This window comes from Anabaena sp. FACHB-1391, assembly GCF_014696755.1.
Classification (GTDB): domain Bacteria; phylum Cyanobacteriota; class Cyanobacteriia; order Cyanobacteriales; family Nostocaceae; genus Dolichospermum; species Dolichospermum planctonicum.
Genome location: NZ_JACJQS010000001.1, coordinates 190,437 through 208,994, shown reverse-complemented (window position 1 = coordinate 208,994; position 18,558 = coordinate 190,437). Strand labels below are relative to the sequence as shown.

The 18,558-nt window shown below is 37.3% G+C and carries 18 protein-coding genes and 1 pseudogene; 8 read left to right on the top strand and 11 right to left on the bottom strand.

What is annotated here, in order from left to right; translation table 11 throughout:
• The 3 genes and pseudogenes from H6F62_RS20775 to H6F62_RS01040 form a co-directional block, all read left to right on the top strand.
• Positions 1 to 415, top strand: a pseudogene (locus H6F62_RS20775) (hypothetical protein); the annotation flags it as partial.
• A 38-nt stretch (positions 416 to 453) separates the two neighbouring features.
• Positions 454 to 1,236 (top strand): DEAD/DEAH box helicase family protein, encoded by a 783-nt coding sequence (locus tag H6F62_RS01045; RefSeq protein WP_236097161.1) that lies wholly within the window; start codon positions 454 to 456, stop codon positions 1,234 to 1,236.
• Positions 1,237 to 1,306: 70 nt separating this feature from the next.
• Complete coding sequence (locus H6F62_RS01040) at positions 1,307 to 1,462, top strand: type I restriction-modification system subunit M (protein ID WP_137908807.1); 156 nt, start codon at positions 1,307 to 1,309, stop codon at positions 1,460 to 1,462.
• A 643-nt stretch (positions 1,463 to 2,105) separates the two neighbouring features.
• Here the strand turns inward: H6F62_RS01040 and H6F62_RS01030 are convergent.
• The 6 genes from H6F62_RS01030 to H6F62_RS01005 form a co-directional block, all read right to left on the bottom strand.
• Positions 2,106 to 3,554, bottom strand: coding sequence for a bifunctional orotidine-5'-phosphate decarboxylase/orotate phosphoribosyltransferase (locus tag H6F62_RS01030; RefSeq protein ID WP_190371104.1), 1,449 nt, complete (start codon positions 3,552 to 3,554; stop codon positions 2,106 to 2,108).
• A 284-nt stretch (positions 3,555 to 3,838) separates the two neighbouring features.
• Positions 3,839 to 5,206, bottom strand: coding sequence for a guanitoxin biosynthesis MATE family efflux transporter GntT (gntT, locus tag H6F62_RS01025; RefSeq protein WP_137908809.1), 1,368 nt, complete (start codon positions 5,204 to 5,206; stop codon positions 3,839 to 3,841).
• 170 nt (positions 5,207 to 5,376) lie between these two features.
• Positions 5,377 to 5,931 (bottom strand): methyltransferase domain-containing protein, encoded by a 555-nt coding sequence (locus tag H6F62_RS01020; RefSeq protein WP_190371103.1) that lies wholly within the window; start codon positions 5,929 to 5,931, stop codon positions 5,377 to 5,379.
• Positions 5,932 to 5,968: 37 nt separating this feature from the next.
• Positions 5,969 to 6,757 (bottom strand): phytanoyl-CoA dioxygenase family protein, encoded by a 789-nt coding sequence (locus H6F62_RS01015; RefSeq protein ID WP_137908811.1) that lies wholly within the window; start codon positions 6,755 to 6,757, stop codon positions 5,969 to 5,971.
• 50 nt (positions 6,758 to 6,807) lie between these two features.
• Entirely contained in the window at positions 6,808 to 8,034 is a 1,227-nt protein-coding gene (locus H6F62_RS01010; RefSeq protein WP_137908812.1) for a macrolide family glycosyltransferase, read from the bottom strand.
• Positions 8,035 to 8,053: 19 nt separating this feature from the next.
• Positions 8,054 to 8,968, bottom strand: coding sequence for a hypothetical protein (locus tag H6F62_RS01005; protein WP_137908813.1), 915 nt, complete (start codon positions 8,966 to 8,968; stop codon positions 8,054 to 8,056).
• A 749-nt stretch (positions 8,969 to 9,717) separates the two neighbouring features.
• On the opposite strand from H6F62_RS01005, the gene H6F62_RS01000 reads away from it, so the two are divergent.
• Positions 9,718 to 10,413, top strand: a complete 696-nt coding sequence (locus tag H6F62_RS01000) for a methyltransferase domain-containing protein (protein WP_137908814.1) — start codon at positions 9,718 to 9,720, stop codon at positions 10,411 to 10,413.
• Between the two features lie 166 nt (positions 10,414 to 10,579).
• Here the strand turns inward: H6F62_RS01000 and H6F62_RS00995 are convergent, their stop codons facing one another.
• A complete protein-coding gene (locus H6F62_RS00995; protein ID WP_190371102.1) occupies positions 10,580 to 11,494 on the bottom strand; it encodes a hypothetical protein in 915 nt (304 codons plus the stop codon).
• Between the two features lie 490 nt (positions 11,495 to 11,984).
• Here H6F62_RS00995 and H6F62_RS00990 point away from each other — a divergent pair, with 490 nt between their 5' ends.
• Both H6F62_RS00990 and H6F62_RS00985 read left to right on the top strand, forming a co-directional pair.
• The gene (locus H6F62_RS00990; protein ID WP_137908816.1) at positions 11,985 to 12,230 is read left to right on the top strand and encodes a toxin-antitoxin system protein; all 246 of its coding nucleotides are present in this window, start codon (positions 11,985 to 11,987) and stop codon (positions 12,228 to 12,230) included.
• On the top strand, positions 12,230 to 12,571 hold the full coding sequence (locus H6F62_RS00985) for a type II toxin-antitoxin system PemK/MazF family toxin (RefSeq protein WP_137908817.1): 342 nt from the start codon (positions 12,230 to 12,232) through the stop codon (positions 12,569 to 12,571). The genes H6F62_RS00990 and H6F62_RS00985 overlap by 1 nt, the downstream gene beginning before the upstream one ends.
• A gap of 294 nt (positions 12,572 to 12,865) precedes the next feature.
• Here the strand turns inward: H6F62_RS00985 and H6F62_RS00980 are convergent, their stop codons facing one another.
• The 4 genes from H6F62_RS00980 to H6F62_RS00965 form a co-directional block, all read right to left on the bottom strand.
• A complete protein-coding gene (locus H6F62_RS00980; protein WP_190371101.1) occupies positions 12,866 to 13,186 on the bottom strand; it encodes a nucleotidyltransferase domain-containing protein in 321 nt (106 codons plus the stop codon).
• A gap of 138 nt (positions 13,187 to 13,324) precedes the next feature.
• Positions 13,325 to 13,723: a virulence factor gene (locus H6F62_RS00975; RefSeq protein WP_081677194.1), complete on the bottom strand. Its 399-nt coding sequence runs from the start codon at positions 13,721 to 13,723 to the stop codon at positions 13,325 to 13,327.
• 113 nt (positions 13,724 to 13,836) lie between these two features.
• On the bottom strand, positions 13,837 to 14,349 hold the full coding sequence (locus H6F62_RS00970) for an NYN domain-containing protein (RefSeq protein WP_035371956.1): 513 nt from the start codon (positions 14,347 to 14,349) through the stop codon (positions 13,837 to 13,839).
• A 42-nt stretch (positions 14,350 to 14,391) separates the two neighbouring features.
• Positions 14,392 to 14,595 (bottom strand): DUF433 domain-containing protein, encoded by a 204-nt coding sequence (locus H6F62_RS00965; protein ID WP_028083937.1) that lies wholly within the window; start codon positions 14,593 to 14,595, stop codon positions 14,392 to 14,394.
• Positions 14,596 to 14,899: 304 nt separating this feature from the next.
• Between H6F62_RS00965 and H6F62_RS00960 the strand changes: the two genes are divergently transcribed.
• Positions 14,900 to 16,495: a B12-binding domain-containing radical SAM protein gene (locus tag H6F62_RS00960; protein WP_190371100.1), complete on the top strand. Its 1,596-nt coding sequence runs from the start codon at positions 14,900 to 14,902 to the stop codon at positions 16,493 to 16,495.
• Between the two features lie 195 nt (positions 16,496 to 16,690).
• Positions 16,691 to 18,280, top strand: a complete 1,590-nt coding sequence (locus H6F62_RS00955) for a B12-binding domain-containing radical SAM protein (RefSeq protein WP_137908823.1) — start codon at positions 16,691 to 16,693, stop codon at positions 18,278 to 18,280.
• Positions 18,281 to 18,558 lie beyond the last annotated feature (278 nt).

The window sequence follows — 18,558 nt, the reverse complement described above, 5'->3', positions numbered from 1 at the left end:
TTCCTCAATATGGGCTGCAACTATTTTTTCTCGGAGATCCACTGAATATGCTTTCATGACAGTATTATCTTTATTATTACTAACTGTACCTCATAACTTCGGAAACTGCTGTAATAACCACAGTGTGGGAAGTGGAATGCAGCAAGCGCTTAATTATGCAGAAATGTTAGATATACCTTTCGTTTACAGTTCCAATGGTGACGCATTTTTAGAACATGATAGAACTGTAACATCAGGAATCATAGAAAGAGAAATTCCTTTAGATAAATTTCCCACCCCTCAAGAATTATGGCAACGTTACTGTCAATGGCGAAATATTGATGATCAATTACAGCCTATTGTTAACCAAAGTTATTATGATGATGGTAGTGGTAAATCACCCCGTTATTATCAACTGCTATTAATAAAACTGTAGAAGCGATCGCTCAAGGTGAAAACAGGATATTATTAGTTATGGCTACAGGTACGGAGAAAACCTTCACAGCTTTTCAAATTATTTGGCGGTTATGGAGATCTAAAACTAAAAACAAAATCTTATTTTTAGCAGATAGAAATATTCTCATAGACCAAACTAAAACCAATGATTTTAAACCCTTTGGTTCTCCCATGACGAAAATCATTAAACGTCAGGTAGATACAGCCTATGAAATTTATTTAGCCCTTTATCAAGGTGTATCAAGAACAGAGGAATCTAAAAATATCTATAAACAATTCTCTAGGGGATTCTTTGATTTAATTATCATTGATGAATGTCATCGTGGTAGCGCGGCTGATGATTCTGCATGGCGGGAAATTTTAGAATATTTTTCTGCTGCTACGCAAATCGGTTTAACAGCTACACCCAAGGAAACTAAAGAGGTTTCCAATATAGATTATTTTGGCCAACCCATTTATACTTATTCTCTGAAACAGGGCATAGAAGATGGATTTTTAGCCCCTTATAAAGTTGTCAGAATTGACATTGATAAAGACTTAGAAGGCTGGCAACCAGCACCAGGAGAATTAGATAAATATCAGCGATTAATTGCAGATAAACTTTACAGCCAAAAAGACATTAACCGCACATTAATATTAGAAAATCGAGATATTTTAGTGGCGAAAAAAATTACCGAATTTCTCAAAGCTACCAACCGATTTGATAAAACCATTGTTTTCTGTGAAGATATAGACCACGCGGAAAGAATGCGTCAGGCTTTAATTAATGAAAATGGTGATTTGGTTGCCAAAATAGGATAAAATTTTTAATCATCTTTAGATGACGACTTAGTATAATATTAGTCACAGTACCAAACATAGTTTATTAAATATGTCAATCAGTACCACAATTAAAACTATTCAGGATATCATGCGTAAAGATGCGGGTGTAGATGGTGATGCCCAGCGTATTAGTCAATTGAGCTTCAAAAAGCTAAATTTATTTGTCCTGAAAGCGTTGAAAAATATTCTGATGAAAGATTTTTAGAAACAGGAGATTTACTTTTAAACTCAACAGGAACAGGAACTTTAGGGCGTGTTTGTATTTATATTCATGAAGAAAATATTTACAAAAAAGTAGTTGCAGATTCTCATGTAACTGTTATTCGTCCTATTTTGATTGAATCTAAGTTTATATATTTTTAGATAGCTAGTGATTTTGTACAAAGCGAAATAGAAGCAAAATCTTCTGGTTCAACAAAACAAATAGAATTAGCTACATCAACAGTAAAAAATTATCTTTTCCCTCTCCCACCCCTCAATGAACAAAAACGCATCGTTACCAAAGTAGCGGAATGTGTGTTATAAGTTTAAATTATCATTTAAATGATTTTTTCTAAGTTTTTTTGAAAAAAAATTTTTATTTTTGGGGTTGGTTGGGATTTCGTTGTGCTATGATAGTCATATTAATATAATCGAGTGTAAGCAAAATTTTATTTAAACCATAGCCTCCCATTATAAAAATACCACATTCGCCGGCAAAAGTCAACCTCATTACCCTTTAAAAAAATTTTCGCACTTAAATTAAATTATACATTTATTGCGTAAATTAATTCAGTGCGGATTTAGCTACCCTATTTTTCTGATCATTATTACCCAAGACTTAGGCCAGAATAGGGCTTCAGAAATGTCTAATTTGTTTCTACTAAAGTTTTAAATTGCTCCTCAGTAATACGGCCTGCTGCATATAAAGTTTCTGTAATTTCAGAAATTGTTAAAACCGCGTGTGCTTGATAGCCATTTTCTCGCAACCTGTCTTTTACCCCTTGCTCATGATCCATGAATACCACAATATCATTGACATTTAATCCCGCATATTTTAACTTTTCTGCTCCTTCCATGACGCTTTTACCACTGATCAAAATATCGTCAACAACTACAACAACTTCTCCAGGATTAAAATTACCCTCAATTACCTTGCGCGTCCCGTGTGCTTTTACTTCTTTGCGGGGGAAAATCATCGGGGAATTTAGATGTAATGATAATCCAGTAGCAGTAGGTAAAGAACCATAGGGAATACCCGCTATTCTATCATAAGTTAAGTCTTTGAGAATCTCTGCATAAGCAATCACTATTTGATGAAATATTTGGGGATTGGAAATGATTTTGCGTAGGTCTATATAATAGGGAAAAGTAGCTCCAGAAGCTTGGACAAACTCCCCAAACATAATACAACCAATGTCATAAAGTTGTAAAATCAAATCTAAAAGTGGGTGTTGATTTAACAAACAAACATCAGGAAACCAGACAGAACAAACAGAGTTTTCCTGGGAAATTTCAGTTCTGAGATGATTAATTTCCGCCCTTAAAGATTGCAGTTGTGTAGATAGATTTTCGCTTCCTAACATATCTTGGGAAACGGGAAGAAGTAAACCATCACTATTATAATTTAATCCCGCTGATAGTAAGTTTTTCAGATTACCACCTTCAGACCAAATACTGCGGGCTAAAATTACTCTTTCCGGTGCTTCTTTGCGAATTTTTGCTAAAATGTCTGGCTGAATAGTTCCTACTTCTAAACCCAGTTGTTCAGGTGTTCCCCAATTTTTTGCTTCCTTGACTACTTGTAAATAAAAAGGTGATTCCGCTGTGGGATATTGCTGCAAAATCACAGCACCTGGATTGGAAGTTGTACACAAAATAAAAACGGCTTTATCGGGATAAACTAAAAAGGGGGCTACGTGATCCTGTCCCGCATAAGGACTCAACGTAATTGCATCAATCTGCCATTCTTCAAAAACAGTTTTAGCGAAAATTGTACTAGTATTGAGATCGCTATGTTTGGCATCTAATATAATCGGAATGTGGGCAGGAATAGCTTTTAAAGTTCGTTGTAGTAATTCCCATCCTGGAATACCTAAAGCTGCGTAAAATCCCAGAGTGGGTTTATAAGCACAGACTAAATCACTGGTTTGGGTGATAGTAAATTCCAACCAATCCCACAGACTATCAATCATAGTATTGGGATGTGATTTCTGGGAATATCGCTCAGGGAGCATTTCTGGATTAGGATCTAGTCCTACAAACAGTAAACTTTGATTTTGGGCGATCGCTCCATTTAGCTTATCATAAAAGTTCATAAATTTTCCTGGCAATATCTGGCAATATATTTTATTTAACCTTAAAGCATTCACCAAAATACCAAACTGTCGTGCAATTTGATTTGATATGCAATTTTTCTACCATCAATGGTAACATGACTATCTGTATTTATCTGTGTTCATCTGCGGTCAATGTTATCATTCCTTCCCATTTGCTAAAATTTTATAAATTTATAAAATTCTAGCACTAATTGCCGGTATTTTATCTACATCCTCTAAGGCAGTAAATTTTCGTGGTTGACGAGCTATGATTATCCTTTGAGCTAACTTAATTCAGTAGTTGTAGGAGAAACGGTAGGAATTTTTATCTCACTTGTAAATGTATCTAATAGTTTAAATGAAAAAACCACAATAGCGGTTATTGAAAATAATATCATTGCTAACCATAAAAGATGGTTACTGTGAAAATACCAGCCTGTTATAGCTATAGGCATGAAACCTCCTGCAAAGGAAATAACGGCAGAATTACGTAACGTTCTTCCGGCGGTTAAACCTCCAAAGAATCCTTCCAGAATCACATTAACTGCAAAAAACCCCTGAAATGGTAACAACCATCTCACATAGTCAGAAATGTTTGCAGTTACTTCAGTGTGGTTGGTTAATAGTCCAAAGATAGTTTCTGGAAAGAGAATATATAAGATAGCAATGGGAATTGAAAGTAATAAGCTAGTGAGTAGACTAACAGTTAGTAATGGTTGTAGCTGCTGTAATGTACCTTGTCCCTTAAAGTTTCCCGTCAGGCTTTGGGTGGCAAATCCCACTCCTTGAACAACAAACATATTAAAAGCTGCCGCTTGAATAAGAACACTATTTTCCGCTAGTATCTCTGTTCCCATTGCCGAACTGAGTTCAGTAAAAATGGCAAAGGTAGAGACCACGGCCAAACTCCTCACTAACATATCTCCATTTAGCTTAAAGGTAGCTTTAATAGCTGACCAATCCAAGACTTTTGGGATGACACCTGATACAATTGACCAATCAATGTGGAAGCAAACTATAATTAAACCTATAAATAATGCCACATACTGGCTAATGGCTGTAGTTAAACCAGCCCCTGTACTAGCCCAACCCCAGCGAATAATAAATAAGTAGTCCAGCACTACATTAGTTAGGCTTTCTACTACAGATATCAGCACCACAAAAATATTAAGTTCTCGGCCAAAAAACCAACCAACTAGGACAAAGTTAAGTAAAACCGCAGGTGCGCCCCAAATACGAGCCTGAAAATAGTCAAGACCTGCATCCTTTACCTCTGTTGCACCCACTAGGAAGGTAAACCCTACTTGTTGTAAAGGGTACTGAAGAATCAGGATAAGTGTACCTATCCCCAAAGCAATCAGACCATTCCGCAGTAAAACTAATAGTATGGCTTCTGGATCATCTGTTCCTACAGCTTGTGCTGTCATGCCATTGCTGGAAGAGCGTAAAAAATTTAAAACTCGGTATAAGTAGCTAAAAAGAATTGTGGCTAAAGAAACTCCCGCTAGGTAACGGATATCAGGTAAATGTCCCAAGTAGGCTAAGTCTATTAAACCCGATAGCGGCACAACAATACTAGAGAGAATATTCGTAAATGCCAGTCGGTAAAAGCGAGATAGGAAGTTATATTCTTGAGGGATTGTAAAATTCATCGTTCTGAATTGTTAATATCTTGGCAATATTGTCAGTAAATTCTTATCTATCTAGCAACTGCTATATTTATTCTAGCCTCATGTTATACAGCAGTTCCCGGTATTATGAAGTCCAGATATTAATGATAAAACTCTTGTGGTGCGGGCATCTTGCCCGCATAAGGTGTACCTCACTCAAGCTGAACTTGCTGTAAATGCGCTAATGCCCAGACGTGGTAAGGAAATTCTGCTTCCTGATCTAGGGAATGAGAAACAGGATCATACTCGACCCATTGAGAGAAGTTAGCAATAATACATTGGCGATTTCCCCAAGAGCCAGTTTGAATGTGATCTAGAGGAAATCCGCATTCATGGAGAAAGTATTTGAGTCCAGTTTCCGTCCAGCGTGTGCAATCTATAGGGTAGTTATGAATTTTTACCAAAAAAGGAACGGAGATGAGAAAATACCCCCCTGGGGAAAGCATGGAAATAATATTGCGACCGGCTCGATAGGGATACAATAGATGCTCAAAAACTTGTTCTGCAATAATTAAATCAAACTTTTTTGGCAAGGGTGTAGAACAAATATCATATTCTGGATAGTGGATATTTTCATACTCTTGAAACCCAAAAGTTTCCCAAGTCTTGCCTGAAACTTCTAATACTCGCCATTTTGAAAACGGCAAATTCTCTAGTAGCTTCGCCGTTTCCCGGTTCATTACAACTCGACTCCAAGTGATACCCATAACTGTATTTTTTGTATAAATTGTTGTTAATGTAAGGTTATTGTTGAGTAAATATGCGATCAAGTTCGTCTTGACTAAGAGCTATTAATGGCGTGAGATCAGGATTTGATAGGAAGGCTGGTCTTTGTTTGTTGGGAAGGGCGCTGTTCTCAATACTGCTATAGGTGATCACAAAGTTCCGGCGATCCCAGGGAGAAATGTTGGCGACGGAACCATGTAATGTATCATAATGTACGAACAAAACCGACCCTGCTAGACCTTTCGGTGCGACAATTCCTTGCTGAAATGCGAATTTGGCAATTGTTTCTGGAGCGATCGCTAAGGATGAGTTAGTAGTTGAAGCAGAATTTGCCGCTTCGAGTATTCCCTGTTGATGAGAACCTGGTATGTAATATACTGGTCCATTGAATTCATTGACTTCATCTAAGAAAAGGATGGCATTTCCTCCTTTTGGTGAGGGAATTTGTTCGTAATACTGTGCAAATGCAGAGTCTTGATGCCATCCCCACATTCCTCCCGTAAAAGCTGGCTTCATCACGATTTTGCTACGGAAAACGTACAAGTCACTCGCAAAAAGTTGTTGTGCAACTGCCAATAGACGAGGGTGGCGGACTAAATCTCGGAAAATTTTGTTATTGAGATGAACTCCATAGAGAGTGCGTAAGGTTTTTTGATCATCTTCTAAAACACGACCAACTGCTTCATCGTCCATGACATTGGGAATTTGATCACAAATTACTGATATTTCCTCACGGCTAAAACACTCTGGAATGAACAAAAATCCTTGTTCTTCATAACTTTTTATTGCTTCTGTTGTCAGTTTCATTTTGCTGTTAATTATAATTTACTTAGTTAATGCAGATAATAAAATTTGTGCTATTGCCAAACATGAGAAATGCTGTTCCTCTGTTTAAATTCTAAAATTTTATCTACTGCTTTTTGCGTGCCACCTGATGTTATCAAAGAATCACTTAATAGATCAACGTTACTACGAATTTTTTCATCTTTGATAATCTGCTCAACAAGCGATCGCAATTTCAATGGAGCAATATTTTTCTGTTTTACCCATACTCCGATATTTAATTCTTCTACACGATTAGCTACTAAGTATTGATCGCCTCCTTGGGGAAATACAACCAGTGGTACTTTGTGAATTAATGCTTCCCAAGTGCTATTAGTTCCCCCATGAGTAATAAAAACACTAGCTTGTTGAAGCACTTGCATCTGAGGTACATAGTTACTGACAATAAAATTAGGGGGAATGTTTCCCAATTCAGCAATATCTATAAATTTCCCCACAGACATTACCACCGTATACTCACTATTTGCAAAAGCTTGTAAACATTGTTGATAAAAAAAGGTTTTAGAATTATATAATGTCACCGATCCTAGTGAAATATAAATAATTGGTTTTTCTGCACTCTTTAGTAAAGGAAATTGAGAATCAACTGCTCTCTCACTGTAGCAAGGTCCTGTAAAAATATAACTGGCATCGAAATATGAACGCTGGATCTGAAACATTTCCGATGTATAAACAATATTTAAATCACCTCGCAAATTCATAGAATTTGGTTGTAGTTGAAATACATCTTTTTTGGTAATCGTCTTTATTGCATACTTTTGGGTTAATTGCTGCCAAAGTCGTTGATGTCGGTAAAATCTTTGTAAATGTTTAACAATATCATTAATTGGGTAGGCTGCTAATAACAATGGTAACGGGGGCAAAAAATGAGGTGGTAGAAGAAAATTGGTATGGAAGCAAACGCTAGATATATTCAGTAAATCCGCACAGATAGCAGCCCATAAGCATTTAGCATGAAAAACAATTAATTTGGGGCGGTTGACTTTTAAATTTTCTAATAAAATTGGTACAGCATCTAAGCAATATTCTATCAACCGCGATTGCAATGTAGGATCTGAATCTGGAGGTTTCATGCTAGGAAGTGGTTGAAATCTAGCACCTGCTGATTCTATTTTATCTCGAAATTCATCGAAGTAATAATAATCTATTTTTTCTCCTCTATCAGCGAGTTCTTGAATTAAACCTAGAGTTGTATCAATCCGGGTGTAACTAGGAAGATCAAAGAAAGCAATATCTGCCATAATAGTAAATCCTCAGTAATTAAACCCACTTTAAAGCCTGAGAAATAAAGTCAATATGGGGAGCTTTTTGTGCCATTCCTATCCCTACATGAGTTCCATATATACCTTCGTTAACAACTGAATTTATTGACCAATCAATTGTTTCCTCAATCTTTTTATTAGCACCAAAGGCTATTTCTGTCAGATTTAAACCTCTTTCTAAGTTGTAAGTCATATCTAATAATGCAGCAGTCTCATCTTGACCATCTATGATCAGATGAGTTATGGCATTATCTTCTATTTCTAGATATTTTTCTTGACTTAATTTCACCCTATCTGTAATATATTGCAAAGGCTGGCAATTATAATCTTTTGTTTCTTGAGTTGTAGTCTGGGTTAATATGCCATCAAAATAGAAAGTTCCATCTACAGAAAAGCTGGATTTATTTGCTTTTGTATTCACTACTGAACTTTCCCAGAACTCAGCCACAGAGTAAAACCATCCTGACTCCAGTTCCACATCAGCATTAGCTATTTCTATATTCTCACCTAAAGAGCATTTGAGCTTGCTTCCTCTTGAGTCTGATAAATATAACTCACTTTCACTTTCAGCTATTTTATCATATAAAATATCTCGAATTGCTAATGCTTGTTCAATATCACCTGATAATAGCTGATTAAAAGAATATTCAATTACAGGTAAGCTCCCATCAAATTTTACTGCTGGTAAATGTACTATGGTACTTTGAGAATCATGCCAGAGTTGTTTAAGTTTGTAATAGTAGCTATAATCTGAAAAGATTAAAAAGGCTGTTTGTTTACTCTTAAAGTCATAATCATCAAAAAAAATAGTTTTATATCCTTGCTCCTGAGAGTAAGTATGAATTTCATTACTATCAACAATAATTGGCATCTGTCTTTGAAGAAAAGCTTGATAAAACTCTAAGATGTGCATATTTATTTAACGAATTACAAAACTTTATTGTCTTCAAGATATCTTAATTAAGTGTGAAAAATTAACAATTTTGGACAACAATTATGAGAATTGTTGTCCAACTGCTTAGACTAGTCTTAGAACCTGTAAATACTTACATTAATAAGTAATATTCAGCAAATCCTTACCAGTAAACATTGCCCAGATTGCTGCGGGTTTCTTTGTTAACTTGTTCAAGTTTACGTTTTTGTGTTTTCTTAGCGTTCATTTTAGTTGCTCCTGAAAATTTGCAATTTTAGCTACTAATTTGTGAGTTGTTTTTTAACTCGTTGATATCACCATATCAGCATCAGTTTGATTTAACAAGATCAATGTCGAAAATGTTTACATCTTTTAATAAATAAAGATGGATTAGATAATTAACGTTTAATTTGCAGTTTTTAAGTCAAAAAAACCCTTTATATTACAGTCCGCTTGCACAATACAACTATGCCAATGAATATAACTTGTATGATTTCGTTATTCTAACAAGCTCTGCCTTCTCGTGACTAATATTCAGCCTATAAGCATTGACTTTTATGGTTTATTTGCCAATTATCTTCAGCGTTTGGGTATGACTATTACTGGTAAATTATTAATAGAATAAGCTGATGACAAAAAGCGTATTAATCATCATATAAATATCCGGTTTGATTCCTGAAATTACTTGGATATGATCAACTCGTAGCCTGCTATCCTAGCAAAATACCTTTATTAATTTAAAAATATCAATGGCGAATCTAAAAATAACTGCTGGAGAAAACTACAATGATTATGTAGGACCAGCAAAAGAGTACGATTTCATGGGAGCGTCTCAATTTCGGTTGCTTTGTACATTGGGTCTCCGATCTCAGCATAAATTGCTCGATTTTGGCTGTGGTTCGCTCCGCGCAGGTCGGCTTTTTCTACCTTACCTTGATGAAGGTTGTTATTACGGGGTAGAACCCAACAAGTGGTTAATCGAGGATGCTATAAAGTTCCAAGTTGGAGAGGATCTCCTTCGCATCAAAAAACCGTGTTTTAGTTATAACGATAAGTTCTCTTTAGCTGAATTTGAAAGCGATTTTGATTTTATCCTCGCACAGTCCGTATTAACTCATACTAGGACTAATTTAGTAAGTCTTTGTTTACAGAACTTTGCTCAACATTTGAAACCTGATGGTCTTATCGTTGCTACTTTTATGGAGGGGGATTCTGACATGGAAGGAGATGGTTGGGAATATCCTCTATGTGTAACAATTCGTCCAGCGACAATTAAAAAGTTAGCACAAGATGCTGGGCTTGTGGGAATTTCCATCCCCTGGTTTCGTCCTAGACAAACTTGGTATGTTTTTGCAAAAAACCAAGATCGTCTTCCGACACAGGCCATGTTTCCTTATCTTCATGGTGTTGTCTTATTCGATCCCATGTTTGAGACAAAAGAATAAAAATTGACACAACTTTTACAAAAAAGGGAACAGGGAGCAGGGAACAGGGAACAGACAAGAAACTAAAGTTTCAGGGTTTAGAGCTACAGTCAAAAAAAAAGGATGTTTTGCAAAGATGCGTAGCACAAAAAAATACAATAACCCCTTCCCCAACCCTCTCCCGGCATTAAATAATCTTTATACTTTGAGAAATAAAATCAATATAGGGAGATTTCTGTGCCATACCTATTCCTATATGCGTTCCATATACTCCTTGATTCATAATGGAGTTTATCTGCCAATTCAGATTTTTTTCAATATTTTTGTTACAGCCAAAGCCTATCTCAGTAAAACTCAAGTTACGTTCTAAACCATAATCCATTTCCAGTAATATGGAAGTTTCATCCCTACCATCTAAAATGAGATGAGTTATAGTATTATCTTCGATATGAATATATTTTTCTTGACTTGAATTGACCTTCTCAAGTAAATATGTCAAAGCATCCTGGTGACGTTCTCTCACTTGTGGGTTTGCACAAGCGTAAATTATGCCATCAAAAAAGAAAGTTCCATCTAGTGAAAAACTTGATTTATCACTTTGAATATTGACTATTCCGCTTTCTAGCATTTCAGAAATGGAGTAAAACGATCCTGGTTCTAACTCATCTTGAGTATTTATAACTTCTAAACTTTCTGACAATAAGCACTTTAATTTAGTCCCTCTCTGATCAGATAAGTATAATTCATCTTCCACTTCAGCAATTTGCTCATAAGTGTTAGCTCTTAACTCTAATACTTGTGTTAGATCACAAGAGAGAAGTTGCTCGAATGAATAAGCGAGAATTTGAGGATTTATATCATACCTAACTGCTAGTAGATGGATAATCGTACTTTTGGAATTATGAGATAGCTGTATAAGTCGATCATGATATCTATAATCTGAAATTACAGCAAATGCTAATTGTTGACTAGCAAAATCGTAATCATCAAATAAAATAGTTTGATATCCTTGCTCTTGAAAATAATAATTAAGATCATTGCTATCAACAAGGATAGGAATTTTTTTATTAACTAGGGAATGATGAAAACATAAGGCATTCATTGAGAATTTTGTTCCTGCTTTGATTGGTGATAAAAATTACTAAGCTTTATTTTTGAACGTGGAGACAATCATAGTATTGGGATGTGATTTATGGGAATATCACTCAGGGAGCATTTCTGGATAAGGAGCTAGTCCTATAAACAGTAAACTTTGATTTTGGGCGATCGCTCCATTTAGCTTATCATAGAAGTTCATAAATTTTCCTGGCAATATTCTCAGACCGAATTTATGTGAAGCTGCACAGAAAGATGAAGGCGATTAATTATAATAGGACTTACGCAAAAACCCTCTCAAACTCTCATTCCTCTGTGATCTCTGTGTTCTGGCGTGGTTCGTTTTTAGTAACCTGTGCCTAAGTCCTAATTTAAACTCAACACATCCCTTTTTATCTGCGCTTATTTGCGTTTATCTCATGCGTTAGCGAAGCTTACTGAAGGTATCGCCCTGGCAACTGCTATAATAATTGGTTAGTGAGTTATGAGAACAAGTCATGCCTGAGCTAAAAGTTAGTATCAGTGAAACCACACATAAAACTCTACTAACAATGGTAGAGGACTCTGGTGAGACAATTCAATCAGTTTTAGATCGAGCTATTGAGAATTATCGCAGGTCTTTGTTTCTGACACGAGCCAATGAAGCTTTTACTGTTTTAAGGCAGAATGAAACACTGTGGCAAGAGGAGGTTTCTGAGAGACAGTTATGGGAGCAAACTATAGCGGACGGGGTTGAAGGTTAGTGGCACAAATCGCTAGAGGGGAGATATGGCTAGTAGACCTTAATCCTGTGCGCGGACATGAACAAGCAGGAAAACGCCCTTGTTTAATCATTTCGGTGGATCTATTTAATCAAGGTGCATCTGGTTTAGTAGTTGTGTTACCGATTACATCGAAAGATAAAGGAATCCCCTTTCACGTAAAAATTAACTCTCCAGAGGGAGGGATGAAAACCCAAAGTTTTATTAAATGTGAAGACGTTAGATCAATCTCTGTGGAACGTCTGGATAAGTGCTGGGGAAATGTGTCTTCAGGGACACTAGCAGAAGTGGAAGACAGACTAAAAATTTTGATGGGATTGTAGTTTATTGCTGACTATTTAAAAGAAAATTGCGATCGCTCTCCTCTAGTTTATCTCATGGTAATCGCTTTCCTCACCACAGCGATCGCCCTGATGCAAATCAAAAAGGCAGAGGTTAAGAAAGAATAAACCACGCAGCAATAACGGCTGAATGTTTGGAAAATGAAAGTCCCTTACCTTCTAAAAATGCTTCTGCAATGTAGAACATGGCGTAGTCTGGGGAGTTGTTGGCAAGTAGGAGTTTTGCAGCTTCTCAACTCTGTTGGGCTTTGAGGAGGAGTTCCCGTTGTTCGTCGGTCATAGAAGAACGCCTTCTTTACGGATATTACGCAGCAAAGAGCCGTTGCGGGTTTGATAGTGGGTTTCATCCATGAAAAGACAGCTAATGACAACATCATAATCTAGGGAAAGATCAGCGATCGCTTTACCTGTGCGTTTGATTTCTTCACCGGGGTTAACAGGAGACTTCAGCACCACCAACACATCTATATCTGATCTGGGTTCTGCATCACCACGGGCTTGAGAACCAAAGAGGGTGAGGTGTTGCAAGCGATCGCCATACAGGTCATAAAGTTCTTTTTTTAGGCGAGTGAGAATAGGTTTGAGGTTAATGTTCATGGTTATGAGGGTGATCGCTCTCCTCTAGTTTATCTTATGCGAATCCCTTCCCTCACCACAGCGATCGCTCCCACACAAGCAAAAAAGGTGGGTTAAAAAAGTAACGCACCTTATAAAACAAATATGAAGAGACCGAACTTACTTATTCTGTTGAACAGCGGGCATTAAGTCATTAAATTCTTCAATTCTCAGCATACGAATATCTTTAACTGAAGCCGCAAACCATGGGAGATTTTGAGATAAATCAATTGCAGCAAGTACACACGTAACAGCATTAATAGTGTTTGTATCCCCAAAATAAACACTGCCTTGTTGCCGAGTGAAACCTTTCCTTTGCAAAATTTTCGCAATTTCACCATAAGCATTGTTGTATGGATCACCGTAGTTCAGCTTCAGTGATTCAATATCCATATCAAAAGCAATAGCGTACATTCTTGCTCCCCCAATTTCTTGTTTATTTACCTGCTGTATCTTGCTTAACTGTTGCCGCCCAATGGTTTGGGTCTTGTCTAATTTCTTAGCCACTTGAGAAATCATTTATCCCACCAACATAACGATTTAGCCTCTTAAGTTTAGCAATTTCATTTAGAATATAGCAATCTAAATCAGGCGGAAGTTTCAATATCTAACTTATCCGCTTTAGCAAAATATTAGGATAAAGTTTTCTCAACCTTATCTCTAATATCATCAAAACGAATATAGTGTCTTCCAGCAACATTCCTTAATTCTCTTGCGATAAATTTATCGGTAGCTATTACAGTAAATTGTTTTCCGTTCGCCCTTAATAAGGTCAATGCCCTTTCAAAATCTCCATCCCCACTAATTAATACAGCTTTATCATAGCTGTCTATAGTGTTAAACATATCCAAAACTATTTCAATATCTAAATTAGCCTTCTGTTTTGTTAGTCCAGTATTCGCATCATAAATTGTTTTTATTGGTTTTGTAATAAGTGAATAACCCATTAAAGGTAATGCGTCTAAATATGACTGTTGTTTTGCTTCAGGCGGTGTGTCATGTCCAATATAATAAAAGGCATCAACAATATTACCTTCTGTCTCAATATAATCAAGAATCTTTTTAGGATCTACCTTCCAACATAGTGCGTTCTTTTGCATGAAAAAGAAATTTGCACCATCAAGAAATACAGAAATTCTCAACATAATTCTATTTAATTGAAATATTTGGTAAATTCAATTATAACTTTAAACAGTCCAAGCTGCGTAGTTAAGCGCCTGTCGGATATCTTCATCCTCTAATTCTGGATAAGCCGCTAAAACTTCCTGAACCGAAAGGTTACTAGCCAGTAATTTCAACACAAAGCCCACAGTAATCCGCATCCCTCGAATTGTTGGTTGTCCAAGGCAAACATTAGGATTAATAGTAATACGATCTAATTGAGCCAGCACGGTGGAACTCCTGAACTATAAAAATTCTTTACCTATTCTCACATACAACAGAACTTGTACTATCCATAGAAATTATATTAACCCAAGTTGCTAATTATTAAGTCGCAACCTGTATAAAATATAATGCGTAATTAGTGATGAAATTCCAGTCTTCATCCTGTTCATCCTTAAATCCTGTAAATCCTTAAATCCTGGACATCCTGATTCTGACATTCTCACATACAACGGACAAACTGAGAAAAAAGTCAATTAGTCTGAATTTTAGTTACAGTTAGATCACAAATAAATCGTGAGGGGTGATACTATGCGTGTTTTGCTAGTTTATCCAATATTTCCAAAAACCTTTTGGTCTTATGAGAAAATTCTGGCGCTGGTTGATAGAAAGGTGTTATTACCACCTTTGGGTTTAGTAACGGTAGCGGCAATTTTACCCCAAGAATGGGAATTTAAACTTGTAGATCGTAACATTCGCGCTGCCACAGAGGAAGAGTGGGCATGGGCAGATATGGTGATTTTTTCTGCCATGATTGTTCAAAAACAAGACTTATTGGCACAAATTCGAGAAGCGAAAAAACGCGGTAAGTTGGTAGCTTTGGGTGGTCCTTATCCCACCTCCACACCCCATGAAGTGGAAGCAGCAGGGGCAGATTTCCTCATTCTCGACGAGGGAGAAATTACTTTACCCATGTTTGTGGAAGCGGTACAACGGGGAGAAAAATCTGGAGTTTTCCGGGCTACAGAAAAGCCTGATGTCACAACTACACCCATTCCCCGTTTTGATTTATTAGATTTCAGCGCCTATGATATGATGTCGGTGCAGTTTTCCCGGGGTTGTCCCTTCCAGTGCGAATTTTGCGACATCATTGTTTTATATGGACGCAAACCGAGAACTAAAACCCCTGCACAACTTTTAGCCGAGTTAGATTATCTCTATGAGTTGGGTTGGCGGCGGGGTGTTTTCATGGTAGATGATAACTTTATTGGCAACAAACGTAATGTAAAATTGTTGCTCAAAGAGTTAAAAGTTTGGATGGAACAACATCAATATCCTTTCAATTTTGACACAGAAGCTTCCATTGATTTGGCACAAGATGCCGAAATGATGGAATTGATGGTAGATTGTGGTTTTAAAGCAGTATTTTTGGGCATTGAAACCCCAGATGAAGATAGTTTACAACTAACTAAGAAGTTCCAAAATACTCGCAGTTCCTTAGCTGAATCTGTAGAAACTATTATTAAAGCAGGTTTGCGACCCATGGCTGGGTTTATTATTGGCTTTGATGGTGAAAAGTCCGGTGCAGGCGATCGCATTGTCCGCTTCGCTGAATTAGCAGCCATCCCTTCTACAACCTTTGCTATGTTACAAGCATTACCCAACACTGCATTGTGGCATCGGTTGAAAAAAGAAGGAAGATTACGGGAAAATCAAGATGGGAACATCAATCAAACCACATTGATGAACTTCATTCCTACCCGTCCTTTAGAAGAATTAGCTAGGGAATATGTGGAGGCTTTCTGTGCTTTATATGACCCAGTTGCCTATTTAGACCGCACCTATCGCTGTTTTATGATGTTAGGTTCAGCTAAATACACAGTACCAGCAAAAATGCCAGAATGGGTAGTTGTCAGAGCCTTACTAATTGTAATTTGGCGACAAGGATTTAAACGACAAACTCGCTGGAAATTCTGGCATCACTTCTTTAGTATTCTCAAGCATAACCCGAAAGTGGTTGAACAATACGTTTCCACCTGCGCCCACATTGAGCATTTTATGGAATACCGGCAAATTGTCCGCGACGAAATCGAAAGTCAATTAGCTGCGTATTTAGCCCAAGGTGCGGAAAAACCCTATATACTCGTTAAAGAACAAGCAGCCGAAAAAGTAGAAGCAGTAATTTAGAGTATGGTTGTTCTTACTTGCGGTTCAATTATATCTTATGCTCGGCGAATAAATTCGCCGTTGGCACTTCCTCCACCGTCTAAAGCCAATTGGCTTCCGTGTCTTTCGGGGATTTTCTTGTGAACAATATTTCCTATCTTCAGTCTTTGTTTAAAATCAAACTACAAGCAAAATTCAGGGTTGACAATTAATATCATGAATGTTTTACTAATATATCCACTGTTTCCGAAAAGTTTTTGGTCTTTTGAAAAAACACTAGCTTTACTAGACCGCAAAGCCATGTTACCACCTTTGGGTTTGGTGACAGTGGCCGCCATTTTACCCCAAGAGTGGAATTTTAAGCTAGTAGACCGGAATATTCGCCAAATTACAGCAGCAGAATGGGCTTGGGCTGATTTAGTGATTTTATCAGCAATGATTGTCCAAAAAGAGGATTTACTGGCACAGATTCAAGAAGCAAAAGGGCGCGGTAAGCGTGTAGCGGTGGGTGGACCCTATCCAACAGCTTTACCCCAAGAAGTCACAGATGTGGGTGCAGATTATTTAATTTTGGATGAAGGAGAAATTACCTTACCATTATTTATAGATGCAATTAGCCGTGGTGAATCTTCGGGCATATTCCGCTCAGGTGGTGAAAAACCAGATGTCACAAACACTCCCATTCCGCGCTTTGATTTGCTAGAATTTGATGCTTATGCGGAAATGTCAGTACAATTTTCCCGTGGTTGTCCCTTCCAGTGTGAATTTTGTGATATTATTGTTCTCTATGGTCGCAAACCTCGCACCAAGTCACCAGCGCAACTCCTCGCCGAACTTGATTATCTTTATGAATTGGGTTGGCGACGCAGTATTTTCATGGTAGATGATAACTTTATTGGTAATAAACGCAACGTTAAATTATTCTTAAAAGAACTACAACCTTGGATGGTTGCACATGAGTATCCTTTCTCCTTTGCGACAGAGGCTTCCGTGGATTTAGCCCAAGATCAAGAACTGATGGATGCCATGGTCAGGTGTAATTTCGGGTCTGTGTTCTTGGGTATTGAAACTCCTGACGAAGAAAGCCTCGCTTTTACTCAAAAATTTCAAAATACGCGGGATTCATTGAGTGAAGCAGTATATAAGATTACGCGATCTGGACTGCGAGTTATGGCAGGTTTTATTATTGGTTTTGATGGTGAAAAGTCGGGGGCTGGGGCGAGAATTGTCAAATTTGTAGAGCAGACATCAATTCCCACTGCTTTATTTAGTATGCTTCAAGCCCTTCCTGATACTGCATTATGGCATAGATTAGCAAAGGAAAACCGACTCCGCAGTAAATCTGCAAATATTAATCAAACTACGTTGATGAATTTTGTCCCTACAAGGCCTTTAGCAGAAATTGCTAGTGAATATGTAGAAGCATTTTGGGAATTATACGAACCATCACGATTTTTAGATCGTGCTTACCGTCACTACCGCATTTTAGGTGAAGCTACTTACCCAAAAAAGGGCAAGGGTGCAAAAAAACCCTTGAATTGGAAGGTATTGCGGGCGTTATTAACTATTTGCTGGCGACAAGGTGTGTTACGTAATACCCGTTGGCAATTCTGGCGTAATCTTTGGAGTATGTACAAGCATAATCCTGGTGGTATCAGTAGCTATTTATCTGTTTGCGCTCAAATTGAGCATTTCTTGGAATATCGTCAAATTGTGCGCGACGAAATTGAGGCACAAGTGGCTGAGTTTCTGAAAGCAGAGGCTCAGGTAAAGCTGGAAGAGGAAAAAGCACAAGTGTTAGTTTAGACTCAAAAAGGTGATCTGCTACCAACAGCACTGATTATAGTAGTTTACCGGGAACTATCAACTTTGGGGGGTTTGCTCCTCCAAAATTGATTGGTTTAGGGATTTTTAAAATGTTCGTTCAATTTATTTTGCACGACTACTTCAATAAGTATTAAGCTGTACTGCATTTAATTTGTATAAATCTGGCGGGCAAGATGCCCACCCCACAAGATTTTAACTATTTTAGGATGATAAACTTGAGGTGCATAGTAGCTTACAACTTGATTATAATTTGTAGT

Bases quoted from the DNA above. Each gene is read 5' to 3' on its own strand.
- H6F62_RS01045 (WP_236097161.1), top strand. From the start codon at position 454: ATGGCTACAGGTACGGAGAAAACCTTCACAGCTTTTCAAATTATTTGG.
- H6F62_RS01040 (WP_137908807.1), top strand. From the start codon at position 1,307: ATGTCAATCAGTACCACAATTAAAACTATTCAGGATATCATGCGTAAA.
- H6F62_RS01030 (WP_190371104.1), bottom strand. From the start codon at position 3,554: ATGAACTTTTATGATAAGCTAAATGGAGCGATCGCCCAAAATCAAAGT.
- gntT (WP_137908809.1), bottom strand. From the start codon at position 5,206: ATGAATTTTACAATCCCTCAAGAATATAACTTCCTATCTCGCTTTTAC.
- H6F62_RS01020 (WP_190371103.1), bottom strand. From the start codon at position 5,931: ATGGGTATCACTTGGAGTCGAGTTGTAATGAACCGGGAAACGGCGAAG.
- H6F62_RS01015 (WP_137908811.1), bottom strand. From the start codon at position 6,757: ATGAAACTGACAACAGAAGCAATAAAAAGTTATGAAGAACAAGGATTT.
- H6F62_RS01010 (WP_137908812.1), bottom strand. From the start codon at position 8,034: ATGGCAGATATTGCTTTCTTTGATCTTCCTAGTTACACCCGGATTGAT.
- H6F62_RS01005 (WP_137908813.1), bottom strand. From the start codon at position 8,968: ATGCACATCTTAGAGTTTTATCAAGCTTTTCTTCAAAGACAGATGCCA.
- H6F62_RS01000 (WP_137908814.1), top strand. From the start codon at position 9,718: ATGGCGAATCTAAAAATAACTGCTGGAGAAAACTACAATGATTATGTA.
- H6F62_RS00995 (WP_190371102.1), bottom strand. From the start codon at position 11,494: ATGAATGCCTTATGTTTTCATCATTCCCTAGTTAATAAAAAAATTCCT.
- H6F62_RS00990 (WP_137908816.1), top strand. From the start codon at position 11,985: ATGCCTGAGCTAAAAGTTAGTATCAGTGAAACCACACATAAAACTCTA.
- H6F62_RS00980 (WP_190371101.1), bottom strand. From the start codon at position 13,186: ATGAACATTAACCTCAAACCTATTCTCACTCGCCTAAAAAAAGAACTT.
- H6F62_RS00975 (WP_081677194.1), bottom strand. From the start codon at position 13,723: ATGATTTCTCAAGTGGCTAAGAAATTAGACAAGACCCAAACCATTGGG.
- H6F62_RS00970 (WP_035371956.1), bottom strand. From the start codon at position 14,349: ATGTTGAGAATTTCTGTATTTCTTGATGGTGCAAATTTCTTTTTCATG.
- H6F62_RS00960 (WP_190371100.1), top strand. From the start codon at position 14,900: ATGCGTGTTTTGCTAGTTTATCCAATATTTCCAAAAACCTTTTGGTCT.
- H6F62_RS00955 (WP_137908823.1), top strand. From the start codon at position 16,691: ATGAATGTTTTACTAATATATCCACTGTTTCCGAAAAGTTTTTGGTCT.